Annotated in this window: 11 protein-coding genes; 4 read left to right on the top strand and 7 right to left on the bottom strand. The window is 39.9% G+C overall.

Features of this window, described 5'->3' with window-relative positions; all coding sequences use genetic code 11:
- Positions 1-77: 77 nt before the first annotated feature.
- From dnaJ to ABD009_RS11745, 5 genes are all read right to left on the bottom strand, one after another.
- Positions 78-1217 (bottom strand): molecular chaperone DnaJ, encoded by a 1140-nt coding sequence (dnaJ, locus tag ABD009_RS11765; protein WP_343825624.1) that lies wholly within the window; start codon positions 1215-1217, stop codon positions 78-80.
- Positions 1218-1390: 173 nt separating this feature from the next.
- Positions 1391-3316 (bottom strand): molecular chaperone DnaK, encoded by a 1926-nt coding sequence (gene dnaK, locus ABD009_RS11760; RefSeq protein ID WP_343825622.1) that lies wholly within the window; start codon positions 3314-3316, stop codon positions 1391-1393.
- A 178-nt stretch (positions 3317-3494) separates the two neighbouring features.
- Positions 3495-6467 (bottom strand): bifunctional [glutamate--ammonia ligase]-adenylyl-L-tyrosine phosphorylase/[glutamate--ammonia-ligase] adenylyltransferase, encoded by a 2973-nt coding sequence (glnE, locus tag ABD009_RS11755; RefSeq protein WP_343825620.1) that lies wholly within the window; start codon positions 6465-6467, stop codon positions 3495-3497.
- Between the two features lie 85 nt (positions 6468-6552).
- Positions 6553-8127, bottom strand: a complete 1575-nt coding sequence (locus ABD009_RS11750) for a CYTH domain-containing protein (protein ID WP_343825618.1) — start codon at positions 8125-8127, stop codon at positions 6553-6555.
- A 149-nt stretch (positions 8128-8276) separates the two neighbouring features.
- Positions 8277-8885, bottom strand: a complete 609-nt coding sequence (locus tag ABD009_RS11745; protein ID WP_155696129.1) for a DUF2726 domain-containing protein — start codon at positions 8883-8885, stop codon at positions 8277-8279.
- A gap of 199 nt (positions 8886-9084) precedes the next feature.
- Here ABD009_RS11745 and mtnN point away from each other — a divergent pair, with 199 nt between their 5' ends.
- From mtnN to ABD009_RS11730, 3 genes are read left to right on the top strand one after another with little or no spacing between them, the layout of a single operon-like run.
- Positions 9085-9780: a 5'-methylthioadenosine/S-adenosylhomocysteine nucleosidase gene (gene mtnN / locus ABD009_RS11740; protein WP_155696130.1), complete on the top strand. Its 696-nt coding sequence runs from the start codon at positions 9085-9087 to the stop codon at positions 9778-9780.
- A gap of 14 nt (positions 9781-9794) precedes the next feature.
- The gene (locus ABD009_RS11735) at positions 9795-10748 is read left to right on the top strand and encodes a cobalamin biosynthesis protein (RefSeq protein ID WP_343825615.1); all 954 of its coding nucleotides are present in this window, start codon (positions 9795-9797) and stop codon (positions 10746-10748) included.
- A gap of 9 nt (positions 10749-10757) precedes the next feature.
- Positions 10758-11141, top strand: coding sequence for a rhodanese-like domain-containing protein (locus tag ABD009_RS11730; RefSeq protein ID WP_343825613.1), 384 nt, complete (start codon positions 10758-10760; stop codon positions 11139-11141).
- On the opposite strand, the gene ABD009_RS11725 is transcribed toward ABD009_RS11730, so the two are convergent.
- Positions 11138-12334 (bottom strand): L,D-transpeptidase, encoded by a 1197-nt coding sequence (locus ABD009_RS11725; protein ID WP_343825611.1) that lies wholly within the window; start codon positions 12332-12334, stop codon positions 11138-11140. The two genes, ABD009_RS11730 and ABD009_RS11725, sit on opposite strands and share 4 nt — an antisense overlap.
- A gap of 76 nt (positions 12335-12410) precedes the next feature.
- Here ABD009_RS11725 and ABD009_RS11720 point away from each other — a divergent pair, with 76 nt between their 5' ends.
- Entirely contained in the window at positions 12411-12893 is a 483-nt protein-coding gene (locus ABD009_RS11720) for a thioredoxin family protein (protein ID WP_155696134.1), read from the top strand.
- A 147-nt stretch (positions 12894-13040) separates the two neighbouring features.
- On the opposite strand, the gene lysS is transcribed toward ABD009_RS11720, so the two are convergent.
- The gene (lysS, locus tag ABD009_RS11715) at positions 13041-14621 is read right to left on the bottom strand and encodes a lysine--tRNA ligase (protein WP_343825608.1); all 1581 of its coding nucleotides are present in this window, start codon (positions 14619-14621) and stop codon (positions 13041-13043) included.
- Positions 14622-14737 lie beyond the last annotated feature (116 nt).

The following is a 14737-nucleotide window of genomic DNA, read 5'->3' as shown; positions in this document are numbered from 1 at the left end:
TGCATAAACAAAAAAGCCAGCAGTGATGCTGGCTTTTTATGTTCGAGTATGTCAATTGTATGAATTAACTATAAATATTAACCAGTTAAGTCATCAAAAAACTTCTTAACACCGTCAAAAAAGCCCTGCTCTTTTGGACGGTATTTCGATGTTTTACCTGACATTGTTTCTTCAAACTGCTTTAACAAGTCTTTTTGCGAGTCATTTAAGTTAACTGGTGTTTCAATCATTACTTTACAAAGTAAATCACCAACCGCCCCACCACGAACAGACTTAACACCTTTACCACGCAATCGGAACATCTTGCCAGTTTGCGTTTCAGATGGCACTTTAAGCTTTGCTCGGCCATCAAGTGTTGGAACTTCAATTTCTCCACCTAACGCCGCAGTTGTAAAGCCAATTGGTACTTCACAATATAAGTTGCTGCCGTCGCGAACAAAAATAGGGTGGTCTTTTACATGTACTTGAACAAACAAGTCACCGGGAGGTGCACTATTTGCTCCCGCTTCACCTTCACCCGCCAATCGGATTCTGTCACCTGTGTCTACACCTGCTGGTATTTTCACTGATAACGTCTTAGTCTTTTCAACTCGACCTTGACCATGACAGCTATTACAAGGGTCAGAAATAATTTGACCTTGACCGTGACACGTTGGACATGGCTGTTGCACAGCAAAAAAGCCCTGACGCATTTGAACTTGACCAGCTCCGTGACAAGTACCACAGGTTTTTGGCTTAGATCCAGCTTTTGCACCTGAGCCATCACATGGCTTACAAGAAACCCAAGTAGGCACCTTTATCTCAAGCTCTTTGCCACGTACTGCGTCTTCTAAACTCATTTCTAAGTTATATCGCAAGTCCGAACCACGTTGCTGACGTTGACCGCCACCGCCTCTGCGACCACCACCGAAGATGTCACCAAAAACGTCGCCAAATACATCTGAAAAGTCGCCATGACCGCCGCCGAAACCGCCGCCTCCGCCATGACCGTGTTCAAACGCAGCATGACCATGCTGGTCGTATTTATGACGCTTATCTTCGTCGGAAAGAATCTCGTAAGCTTCTTTCACTTCTTTGAATTTAACTTCTAAGTCTTTATCACCAGCGGTACGGTCTGGGTGATACTTCATCGCTAGGCGCTTGTACGCTTTTTTGATGTCACGCTCTGATGCGCTCTTGTCGACACCTAGAACTTCATAATAATCGCGTTTAGACATAATAAAAAAAGTACCTTGTTATTTTAATTACTTCGCTTTTTATCACTTTGGTTTATTTAAAAACTAAGATAAAAAAGGCAAGAAATTAAACGTAAATTAACCATATTTAAGTAACAAACATGGGCGTATAAAACGCCCATGTTAATTTTTCAAACTTTACAAAGTGTTAACGATTATTTTTTATCGTCGTTCACTTCTTCAAACTCAGCGTCAACAACATCGTCGTCTGCAGCGTTTGTTGCTTGTTCAGCACCTTCAGCGCCGGCACCACCTTGAGCTTGGGCTTTTGCTTGCGCAATTTCCATCAGCTTTTGAGATGCTTCCATTAACGCTTGAGACTTAGCTTCAATCTCATCTTTTGTGCCTGACTTAGATGCATCTTTAAGCTCATTAATCGCTTTTTCGATAGCTTCTTTATCTTCAGCTGGAAGGTCGTCGCCTGCTTCAGTCACTTGCTTTTCAGTTGCGTGAGCTAATGCATCAGCTTGGTTACGTGCTTGTGCTAATTCTTCAAATTTCTTATCTTCTTCAGCATTCGCTTCTGCATCACGTACCATTGCATCAATCTCATCATCTGATAAGCCTGAAGATGCTTGGATAGTGATCTTTTGCTCTTTCCCTGTATCTTTGTCTTTAGCAGATACATGCAAGATACCGTCGGCATCAACATCAAATGTTACTTCGATTTGTGGTGCGCCACGTTGAGCTGGACGAATACCTTCTAGGTTAAACTGACCAAGCGATTTGTTGCTTGATGCTTGCTTACGCTCACCTTGAAGAACGTGGATTGTTACCGCTGACTGATTATCTTCTGCTGTAGAGAACGTTTGCGATTGCTTAGTAGGAATCGTAGTGTTCTTTTCAATTACAGAAGTCATCACTCCGCCCATTGTCTCAATACCTAGAGATAATGGAGTAACGTCTAGTAGTAATACGTCTTTAACATCACCAGAAAGAACACCACCTTGAATCGCTGCACCAATTGCTACCGCTTCATCAGGGTTAACGTCTTTACGAGGCTCTTTACCGAAGAACTCAGTAACAGCCGCTTGAACTTTAGGCATACGTGTTTGACCACCAACTAAGATGATGTCGTTTACGTCGCTTACAGATAAGTCCGCATCTTTAAGTGCCATTTTTAACGGCTCTAACGTTGCTTGGATCATGTCTTCAACAAGAGACTCTAGCTTCGCACGAGTAATCTTGATGTTCATATGCTTAGGACCTGAAGCGTCCGCTGTCACATATGGTAAGTTAACTTCAGTTTGTTGTGCTGAAGATAATTCAATTTTAGCTTTTTCGGCTGCTTCTTTAACACGCTGCATTGCTAGCGGGTCGTTTTTAAGGTTTACGCCTTGATCTTTGTTGAACTCTTCTACTAAGTAGTTGATTACACGGTTATCAAAGTCTTCACCACCTAAGTGCGTGTCACCGTTTGTCGCTAATACTTCAAACGTTTGCTCGCCATCTACTTCATCAATTTCGATGATTGAGATATCGAATGTACCACCACCTAAGTCGTAAACAGCAACAACGTTGTCGCTGCCTTTTTTACCAACACCGTATGCTAATGCTGCAGCAGTTGGTTCGTTGATAATACGTTTCACGTCTAGACCAGCAATACGACCAGCGTCTTTTGTTGCTTGACGTTGTGAGTCATTGAAGTAAGCAGGAACGGTAATTACAGCACCCGTTACTTTTTCGCCTAGGAAGTCTTCAGCTGTCTTTTTCATTTTCTTAAGAACTTCAGCTGACACCTGAGGTGCCGCCATTTTTTCGCCCTTAACTTCAACCCATGCATCACCATTGTCAGCTTTAACAATGCTAAATGGCATGATGTCGATATCACGTTGAACTTCTTTGTCTTCAAAACGACGACCAATTAAACGCTTGATAGCGAATAGTGTGTTTTGAGGATTTGTTACCGCTTGGCGCTTAGCTGGTTGACCAACTAAGATTTCGCCTTCGTCTGTGTATGCAATAATAGAAGGAGTTGTGCGATCGCCTTCCGCGTTTTCAATTACACGAGGCTTGTCACCATCTAAAACAGCAACACAAGAGTTTGTTGTACCTAAATCGATACCAATGATTCTACCCATGAGATTTACTCCGAAAACAACTTATTAAAAGGGGTTAAATTAATTCTTGCACTATTAGTGGGGGTACTAATGAGGTTTTCAACTGAAATAGATAAATTTTTTTACAATTTTTTGAAATTTTTTTTGAATTTACTTTCTAATGTAAATAGGGCTTAAAAAAAACTATTGTTGGCACCCATTATTTCAAAGATAAGCGCTGCCAAACCTGTTGTACCAAGTTTTGATGACGCTCAATTGAGCTTCGCCCCACCAACTTTTCTTGCAAGTTTAATGACTGCTGGTGATATAACTTGCGGTACTCCTGGTAGGCTTCCCAAAGACCATTGCACTCAGCCTTTGTTATCAACCCTAGCTCTGAACTAATTTCCAACAATCGTTTATTGTCAGAATAGTCAGCTAACCCTGCGTACTCACCGCTGTATTGTAATACCAAAAATTGCGTAACAAACTCTATATCGGCAATGCCACCGCGGCTCTGCTTAAGATCAAATAACTCTGAAGTTTCTTTGGATAAGTTCGCACACATTTTTTCTCGCATTTTAGAGATGTCTGCCTTTAACGATTCTGTATCGCGCTTTGACTTAAGTATCGCCTTTCTAATCTCTTCAAACTGCACCGTTAATGCTCTGCTTCCCATAACTGCTCTTGCACGCACTAGAGCTTGATGCTCCCATGTCCAAGCTTCGGTGCTTTGATACTCTGCAAAGGTATTAATATTAATAGCGAGCAAACCACTCGCACCTGAAGGTCTAAGTCTGGTATCTAACTCGTATAAAATACCGCTTGGCGTTCTAGTAGTAAAAACGTGGAGAATTCGCTGTGCTAATTTTAAGTAAAACTGTCTTGAATCTATTTGTTTTTTGCCACTAGTCGGGCTACTTGACGCACAGCCATGGACAAAAACCACATCGAGGTCAGAACCATAACCAAGCTCATAACCTCCTAGTTTTCCATAACCTAATACAGCAAAGTTCTTATCTTCGTCTGACGCACCTTCCGGATAACCATATCGACTGACCATTTGTTGCCAAGATAAGTTAACCACTTGATGCAGTATTGCCTCGGACAAAGCGGTTAAATGATTACTCACAGTGGGTAAGTCAATAATTTGCGACACATCACACGCTGCAATAATTAACTGCGACGACAACTTAAATTGTCGTAAGATCTCCATCTGCAATTCTAGATCGTCTGCGTCTACTCGTAGCAGGTTTCGTCTTAAGTCAGCGGCGTAGTCGGTTAATTTAGGGATAGTATATAAAAGCTTTGGGTCGATTAACTGATCGAGTAAAAGTGGAAAGTGCTTTAATTCTTGGCCTATAAAGTGACAAGAAGACACCAGCTTCACTAATTGCTTTAATGCTCCAGGATGTTCAACTAATAAAGCCAGATATGTTGTTCTAGCCGTAATACGTTTAATGATTTTCAAGATATCAGCACATTGCGATACCGATATTTTTTGAGCGTCACACTCTGCCATTAAATGCGGAATTAATAAGTCGAGTCGGTCTCGGCCTTTACTGCTTAAAACCGCTTTAATTAAGTCCGCCTTTTGATCCATCAAACAGCTAATTAAATTATTAGTAGTTAAATTAGTAGCTACGTTATTAGTTAAATTAGTGGTTACCTCAGTTGTTAAATGTTCAGCAGAAGCCGATAGGTCGTTAGAGCTCTGTAGAGAAGGCTCTAACTCTGTACTTTCTTGAAGGTCTACATGCAGATCTAACTGCCATATTGCTTGCCACTTTTCTACCAACTTATTATTTGGGCTACTTTGATGTTCCGGTGATTCACCAATCAGCTCATCAAATATGTCGTGAATTTGCGTGGAAACGGCCTCTACTGTTGTTAAAAACACGTCCCAGGTTGGCACATTAAATAGCGTTAATAATCGTTCTTGATCCAGCTCAGTACTTGGCAATGTTTGGGTCTGCTTATCGTCAAAGGCTTGTAAATATTGTTCGCAATCTCTTAACCACAAGTAACTTTGTTCAATATTAATGCCTTCTTGTTCAGTAAATACATTGAGCCGAACTAACTCAGGTAAAACCGATAAAAAGCTGGGTAACTGCAATTGTGGCTCTTTACCGCCGCGCAACATTTGTAAAGCTTGAACAATAAATTCCGCTTCTCTTATACCGCCAGAGCCCAACTTTATATTATTAACTAAGTTTCGTCTGACAACTTCCTGTTCAATCTGGCGCTTCATGGTGCGCAAAGACTCGATCACACTAAAGTCGATATAGCGACGATAAACAAAAGGCTTAAGCATGCTAATAAGTTGTGTATGTGACTTTTGTTCCTCGGCCGTAATAAATTTGCTGTAGGCTAACGGCCTTGCCTTTAAAAGAGCATATCGCTCCCACTCTCTGCCTTGCTCTTGGTAATAATCTTCAAGAGCGGCAAAACTGCTTACCAAAGGGCCACTATCGCCAAATGGCCTCAAACGCATATCGACTCGAAATACCTGACCATCAGGGGTGACAGAATCCAATAGCTGAATAATTTTTTGAGCGAGCTTAGTAAAGTAAGTTTGGAAGTCTTCTTGCTTACGACCACCAGCCGTTGTGCCTTTGCTCTCATAACAAAATATAAGATCAATATCTGATGAAAAGTTAAGTTCGTAACCGCCCAACTTACCCATGCCCAGGGCAATTAAAGGAACAGGTTGCCCGCATTCATTTATCGCCTTTCCCCATCGAGGAGCTAACTGGCATTCAGCCCACTGCCTAGCCAATACATAAAACAAATCAGCTGATTCAGACAAGTATCGCATACTAGTTTTTATGTCTATTTGTTTTAGAAAGTGCTGACTGGCAATAACTACCATTAAATGATGCCTAAAATATCTCAAGGCTTTTAATGCATCTGCTTCTGATAAAGACAGCCATTCAGTTTCTGAAATAGACCACTGAGGCAACACAAGTTGAACTTCTTTGGCCACGCAGCTTGCAGCCAAATCCTCAAAAATAAATTGATATCTACCGCACATCCTAAAAATAAAATCACTCATCGCCAGCAGATACTGCAAAGCAGAAGCATCATCAAAGTCGACGTCTACATTATGTGCATTTACAAGCGCGGAAAGACGCTTAGCTCCTAATGCCTCTATAGAGTTTGAATCATTGTTCGATGATTGGAATGTATTCACGGTTTAATTTCACTACTTAAATATCTTTATTTTGATATTACGGTTTATTTTTAAGGTTTAACTATCACTATTCTAATATCACGTTTTACCAGAATGGTTTAATTTGGCTAACGCTTCCTATTGAAGCTGACAACGCCGTATTTAAGCTTTGTTGTTTGCCCTTTACCCAAGATAAATAATCCGCGTTTTCTGACTCAGGAATAATTGCCGTTGCATCATTACTTTCACTGCACGCTTCTGTATCACGCACAATAAGCTTTTCTAATCGAGTTAAAAGCAAAAATTCTTCGCAACCAACCAACAAGTCAAGTTGCCCATTGTGCATTGACTGGCTTTGTTCGCCGTATAAATTGCCCACCGTAATGCCCGTTAAAATAGATTCAACCAGAGGCCAATATAGTGCTACTAAGCTTTCTTTGTCAGTGTGATTTTTGTAGTTGGCTAACGCTACCTGAAGGTTTTGCCACGCCGACTCTAACCACAAGTTTGAAAACTCAGTTAAAGGCTCTTTTAATGTGCATAACTCATTCAGTGGTAGTGCATTTCGCCATTGCTTTTGCGTTAACCACTGAACAAAATTCAAAATAAGTCGGTTGTATTCGTTAGTACTAAAAAAGCCCACCGCTTTCATTAATTTGTGTTCCGGCAATTGATACTGTGCCATCAACTCAGGTAGATGTTCACTATTTTCAATTTCTTTTCGGTAAGGGCTTTTTCTGCTGACTAGCTGATTTAGTTGATAAAAACCATCAACCCACTTGTGCTGCTGACGTATGGTTTCAAAAGACTCGATGAACTGATCAATCTGGCTTTGTGCCAAGGTAACAGAAAACAGTTTAAGAATATGAATAATAAGGGACCAGCCATCAATGACTTTTCGCAATGCCTTTGGTGACATTGAAGAGCAAAATACTTGCTCATTGTGTTGTACAAACTTTAAAGCTTCAGACGCTGCTTGAATAAGCGCTGGCTCAAACTCAATATTACTTTTAAGCTCAATACCGTTTAACTCTGTGCATTTAAGCGATGAACCTGTAAGTAGTTGATAACCTCGTGCTGCCTTACTTAAAAAGCCTAATCGCACAACTACTTGGCTACTAACAAACTGAGCTAGGTTAAATAAATCTTTTTCTTGGCCAGAAACGAACTCTAATTCAATTTCGCTAATAATGGTTTGATGACCGCCAGACTTAATCACACCTTGATCAAGAACACACTCAATTACAGTGCCCGATGGCATTTCAATTAACCATGTGGTTCGTTCAAAGTCTGTTTCAAATAATAATTTTAATTCTGCTTGAATATCACTTACTGCAAATCCTTTTGGCCAAATTTTTTGGTCAAATAAAGACAAGTCTGCCATTAAGCTTACGGGCGTAGGTAGGTCAACATTAAATTCCGGTCTGCGATGCAAACCACCAATGTCTTGGCCAGCTAACTTTACCGTTTGTTCAGCTTTAATTTGACCATCAGAAAACTCGCTAGAACGGATCCGAAGGCCCATATCAAAATCTCTGAGGGCTTGATTAGCGGTATCAAAATAGCCATTTCTCAACTGCTTTTTATGAGTATTGGTGATTTTAAAATGTGAAGTGCTTAGTGCAGCGGTAAACTTATTCACTAAGTCTGGTTGGATAAGAAACTTTAACTCTATTTCCATTAATTAACGTTCTGTTTTCGATTGGAGTGCTCAGGTTACCTAAGTCACTCCACAAACTCAACGATTAGCCAACTTTTGTCTACTCAAACCGATATGCTAGATAAACATTGATTTTAATAGGCTGGCTTAAATGGTTGTAAAATATCTAATTAAGACGCCTTAGCTATGCCTAGACCGCCCAATTGAGCCTTAACTTGTCCTGCAGACAAAGCACCTACAGGTCTACGAGGGATATTACCTTTAAAGATAGGTTCAGGTGGGAATGCGCGCTCTTTTTTACCTATTTTATAAAGAATGCCATTTCGAATTTCATCTACTTTATAACCCGCTTTTACCTTAATACGAATATGTGGAATACCGGCGGCTTCTAAAGCCCCAGTAACAAACCAATCTTGCTTTGATTTGTGTCCACCATTTGATTGGTTAACTAAATCTACCGCTGCAATAATTCGATAAGTTTGCGGGTCGCACAACACATAATCAATCACTTTGCTTGACGCTTTGATCATTGCAGAGCGTTTGGCACGGCCTTTAACACTCTCTTTTGTTTCGATGATGTCTTGTAATCTTACTCTATTCACTATTCGGTAGTCGTTACCCACCGCTTTATCTAACAACGCCAAGAAACCGCGCTCTACATTAGTAAAAAGCTGCGTTTTCTTTTTAAAAGGATAAGGATTGTTGGTGTCAATAAAGTGACTTGCTACTAAGGCAATGGTCAAAATTAAACCGACTAGCAATACTAAAACCCATTCCATACTATTCTCCAGTGAACGATAGATAATTCTCTACCGTTACTAAGCAGATAGTGTGCCATTTAAATGGTATTAATTTTGACACTGAGATAAGTGAATTGTTTTTGCTCCTTTTACATAGCCAAGCCGCCATTGCTCTATTATAATTTCTCTTAATTTCAGATTGATAGATAACTATCCTAATTTATATAGAGAGCTTGATATGACAATTGCGATAATTGGCGCAATGGAACCAGAAGTAGCCATTTTAAAGAATAATATTAACAACTTAAAAACCACTAAAATTGCTAACTACGAGTATTTTTCTGGTGAATTAAATGGCCAAGAAGTTGTTTTAGTTCAATCTGGTATAGGTAAAGTAGCTTCAGCCATTGCCACCGCCCTTTTAATTAACAACTTTAAACCTGACTACGTAATTAACACGGGTTCAGCTGGCGGTTTTGACAAAGAATTAAAAGTTGGCGACGTAGCTGTAGGCGATCAAGTGGTTCACCACGACGTAGACGTGACGGCTTTCAATTACGAATTTGGTCAAGTACCAAATATGCCAGCGCGCTTTGCTGCAGATGAAAAGCTTGTGTCGTTAACAAAAGAGTCAATTGAAGAAATGTCTGACATTACCTGCAAAGTTGGTTTAGTTGCCACAGGTGACAGCTTCATGTGCGATCCGGTTAGAATTGAAGCAACGCGTCAGCAGTTCCCAGATATGTTAGCAGTAGAGATGGAAGGTGCGGCTATTGCACAAACGTGTCATCAAATGGACACGCCGTTTTTGGTTATTCGTTCTCTTTCAGACATTGCTGGTGAAGAATCGCCAATGAGTTTTGATGCATATTTAGAAATCGCATCTAAAAACTCTTCGGATTTAGTGATGAAGCTTTTAAATAAAATTAAATAAAAGCGACTATTACTATGTTAGAAACAATGGCTGAACTTCCACATCTACTGGCAGCAGCCATTGTTATTGTTATTGAATGGCTAATCCCACTTCCATTTAAATACTCTCCTCTTCGCCTTTGTGCGTTATTAGCAGACGCCATTGCACTCAAGGTTAATAAACCAGGTACAGAGCGGCAACGCAGAATCTCAGGTTTTATGTCGTTGCTCACTTATTTTGTCTTTGTCGCTGTGATTGTATGGTCGTTACTTTTTGTAATGCCTTATGACATATGGACTGAAGCTGTATTGCTTTACATTAGTATCAGTTACCACTCAGTCTCTAAAGTAAACAAAGCGTTAGAAGAAGCTCTTGCCAATAAACAGAATACCTTAGCAAAAGATTATTTAAGCGAAACGGCTAGCTTTGATACCAAACGATTGTCCTCCCTAGGATTAACAAAGGGTGCGCTGGAAATAGAAATTAATGCTTGGGTTACGACCTGGTTAATGCCTGTTGTACTGTTTATTGCCCTAGGCGGTTTAGCTAGCCTAGCGTATAGAGTTTTGGATATAGTGACAAAACAGTGGCTTGCTTTAAATCCCAAATACAGCGATTTTGGCCTACCTATAACGGCCATAAAAACTTCGTTTGATTGGTTGTTAAGCGCTTTAATAGCTCCAATTTTTTCAGTTTTTAAATCTAGTCCAGGGTGGTGGTCATTATTCCAACGCCATAAAAACAAATGGCCTGCAGAGCAGAGCCTTATTGATTTAGTTTGGATGAGTATTGTAGCGGCAGGTTGTCGTATTGAAATGGCCGGGCCAACTATGTTTAATGATGTTAAAGTACCAAGACTTAGAATAAATGAAGGACAAAAGCCTAATCACGGTGCTATTGCTCAGCTGCGTCATTGGCTTGCACGCTTTACCGTTTTTTTGCTTATTCTTATTCTTTTATTTTGGTTTATTGGAAATTTTCAAAATTAAGGTTTAGACATGTTTAATAAAACAGTTTTAGTCATGGTTTCACTTATTTTAAGCTTATTCAGTAGTGCTATTTTCGCCAATAGCACACCTAAGATTTCTGCTGAACAATACTTAAAAAACAAAACAAATTATCAAGTTCTTGATGTTCGTTCGCCAAGTGAATATGCAGAAGGCCACATTGAAGGTGCGATTAATATCCCGCATCACGCGATTATTGATGAATTAGACAAACTAAAATCTATTGATAAAACCATTGTTGTTTATTGTCGTAGTGGTCGCAGGGCGGATAAAGCAGAAGCAATGATGCGAAAAAATGGCATTAAAGGTTTTGTTCACTTAGATGGTGACATGCTAGGTTGGAAAGCAAAACAGCTTCCAGTGGTTAAACCTTAATTTTCCTGCGGAGTTGAGTTTTTAGAAGCTTCTAGTGCGTTAACCTCTGCAGCCTTGGTTTTCGTAATTTCCGCCGCTTTTTTAGAGGCATTGGCATTCGCTAGCGCCTCTAGCTGCTTTTCTTTTAGATTTGCTACCGTTTCTACTTTGTTTGAAGTAATAATCACCTTGTCACCGTTTTCTAACAAGCGATATACCCATTCAATATCACTATTACGAAGTCTCACACACCCATGAGTTGTCCGGCTTCCAATTGAGTCTGGGTTTGAAGTACCATGCAAAAACAATGAATCCCCAAAATGAAGAGCATGTTGCCCCATAATTCCACGCCAACACCTTTCGCCACGTGCTATTTTATCGGTAAATTCAGCCTCCATTTTTTTAGGTATGCACCACTTTATTCCGTCTGAATCAAACAGCTTGAATTCAACTTCAAACTCACCTTCTGGAGTGTAGTAACATTTTCCGCCTTGGCTCTTAGGCAAGCAACGGTCGTATCCAAGCGCTACAGGCGTTGTCAATATTGCCTCAAGTGAATCCGGAGTCTGTTCATAAACCGTCATATTAAATGCCGACTTATCGATAATAACAAGACGCTTGGTATTTTCCTTTCTAACAATAGGTTTCGGCTGCGTTCTATTTTGTAATCGTATAGGTTTAATGATCCAAACTGGCTCAGCCATTGCCTGCCAACTAGAACCGTTAGGAAAGTGCCCGGTTACTTTAAGTGCATCTTCATTTTCATAGGCACTAGTAAAACTTTTACCTTTAGGCCAAACTTCAAGCGCTTCACCAAGTCTATTAAAAACAGTCGCCTGCTCAAGCAAACGATAAGCTTGCGCGCCTTTTTTGTTGCTATCCAGCTCATCTTCTTCTACGTGAAAAATAGTTGCTGGCGCGTTAGATGATTGAGGTTTTTGAAGAGATAAGTTTTCTGAAAATTTTACGTACCACATAGGAAAAACTGACTGCCACTCGCCCTCAGGGAAGTGACCTGATACTCTAATCCATAAGTTATCTTCTTGATTAGAAGTAAATAATGTATGACTAGGCCATGATTGAATAATATTGCCATTAGGCTCATCATAAACATCAACTTTAGCCGTTGTAAGGTAAGTTTTAGCTGACCAAGCAAATGAGCTAAAAAACACCAACAATGTTGCCGTTATCCATAACGTGATACTCTTTTTCATCAGTTTTTATTCCACCATTTCAGTGCCATGTGTTTTAATACGGTTAGCACAGTATAAATTACATCAGGTTTAATCCATGAAGAATAAAACACTTATTGCACTTTTACTATCAATTATGGCTACAGGCTGCAACGCCAAAAGTAGTGAATTTTATGTGGGGGAAATTACAGGCCCAACTATCCTTAAAGAATTCAAATCATTTGCTAAACATAAAGATGACATCAGCTATAGCACGGCAGATTTAGCGCCGTTACGAGCAGTTGCTACACCTGTTGAGGTAAAGGTCTTTTTTGGAGAGTGGTGTCATGACAGTGTAAGGGAAGTCCCTCGCTTGATTTCACTATTTGAACAAGTAAATAATCAAAATATAAAACCTACTTTTTATGCTTTAGACACAGCAAAGTCGGATCCAAAAGACGAAGCTATAAAACATTCGATAAGAAAAACACCTACCGTTATTGTTTATAAAGATGGTACTGAACTAGGTCGTTTTTTAGAGTTTCCAAAAACCGATTGGGCTAATGATATAGCTCAGTTAATAAAAAGTGCGGGTGACTAACTCAGTTAAAGAGCTAAGCTTAAATCCACCCTTTTTACGTTAAATAAAAAAGGAGCGACAAGCGCTCCTTTCATATTGAGCCTATAAGAGTTTAACTAAATGATAATTAAACCCTCGTGGCTAAGTTTGTTCGGCTAAATAAGTTCGTTATTCAGCGTCTTCTTCGTTTTGATCATTGTTCGCAACTGGTTTCATGTGCGGGAACAAAATAACGTCTTTAATGGTTGGTGAATCAGTAAACAACATTACTAAACGATCGATACCAATACCTTCACCAGCCGTTGGCGGTAAACCATACTCAAGAGCTTGAATGTAGTCTTCGTCAAAGTGCATTGCTTCAATGTCACCGGCATCTTTTTCTTCAACTTGTTTCTTAAAGCGGTTTGCTTGGTCTTCAGCGTCATTTAACTCCGAGAAACCATTTGCAAGCTCACGGCCACCAACAAAGAATTCAAAACGGTCTGTGATAAACGCGTTTTCATCATTACGACGAGCTAATGGAGATACTTCCCACGGGTAGCCTGTAATAAACGTTGGTTGATCTAGTTGCTCTTCCGCTGTTGCTTCAAAAATCTCACAAAGGTATTTACCTGCACCCCAAATACCGTCAACTTCAGGCTCTTTAATATGAAGTTTTTTAGCAATAACTTTTAACGTGTCTAGGTTGTTTTCTGGATCTTTAATTGCAGCAGCCCACTCAGCGTTATTAGCCGCTTCATCGTAATATTTAAGAACCGCATCAGACATTGTTAAGCGAGTGAACGGCTGTCCGAAGTCATACTCTTTTGTTTCAACAACGTTACCTTCTGAGTCTTTAACCGTGTTAATTACAACGGCTGAACCTAATACGTTGTTAGCAACGGTACGTAACATTTCTTCTGTTAAGTCCATCAAGTCATTGTAATCAGCATACGCCTGATAGAATTCAATCATTGTGAATTCAGGGTTATGGCGAGTTGAAAGACCTTCGTTTCTGAAGTTACGGTTTATTTCGAACACACGCTCAAAACCACCAACAACTAAACGCTTTAAATAAAGCTCTGGCGCGATACGAAGGTACATGTCACGGCTCATTGCATTATGATGAGTAATGAATGGACGCGCAGTTGCACCACCAGGGATAACTTGAAGCATTGGTGTTTCTACTTCCATAAATTCACGTTCTGCTAAGAAGCGGCGGATGCCTTCTACTACTTTAGAACGGATCACGAATGTTTTACGAGTATCTTGGTTTGTGATCAAATCAACATAACGTTGACGATACTTAGCTTCTTGGTCCGTTAGACCATGAAACTTTTCTGGTAATGGGCGAAGAGACTTAGTCAGAAGCTCGTAGCTTTCCATATTAACGTATAAGTCGCCTTTTCCAGACTTATGTAAAGCACCAGAAACACCAATGATGTCGCCAATGTCTAGTACGCCGTATTTTTCTTTTAGATCTTTCTGAACGTCTTTTGCGGCATAGGCTTGAATGCGCCCTTTCATGTCTTGTAATAACATGAACGGACCACGCTTTGCCATAATACGGCCAGCAATAGATACTTTTGTATCCATTTCAATTAGCTTTTCTTTTTCGAACTCACCAAACTCTTGTTGAAGGTCGTCACTGTAATGTTCACGACGAAATTTGTTTGGGTGTGCATTAGCCGAGCAGTTTTCGCGGATGTTTTCTAACTTTGCACGACGCTCTGCAATGAGTTTGTTCGCGTCTTGAGTTTGTTCAGTCATTTATGTTCTCAATTACCGTAAAATGATTAATCTAATGATTTATGTACTATTTATTTTTAGTGTAAGTCTGTACTACTGTCTAATTAATACTTAACAGACTTACTTGCACGATTTAT

The organism is Psychrosphaera haliotis (assembly GCF_039523615.1).
GTDB classification, from domain to species: Bacteria; Pseudomonadota; Gammaproteobacteria; order Enterobacterales; family Alteromonadaceae; genus Psychrosphaera; species Psychrosphaera haliotis.
Note: the sequence above shows the minus strand (reverse complement) of the source record. Positions and strands in the feature narration are given on the sequence as shown.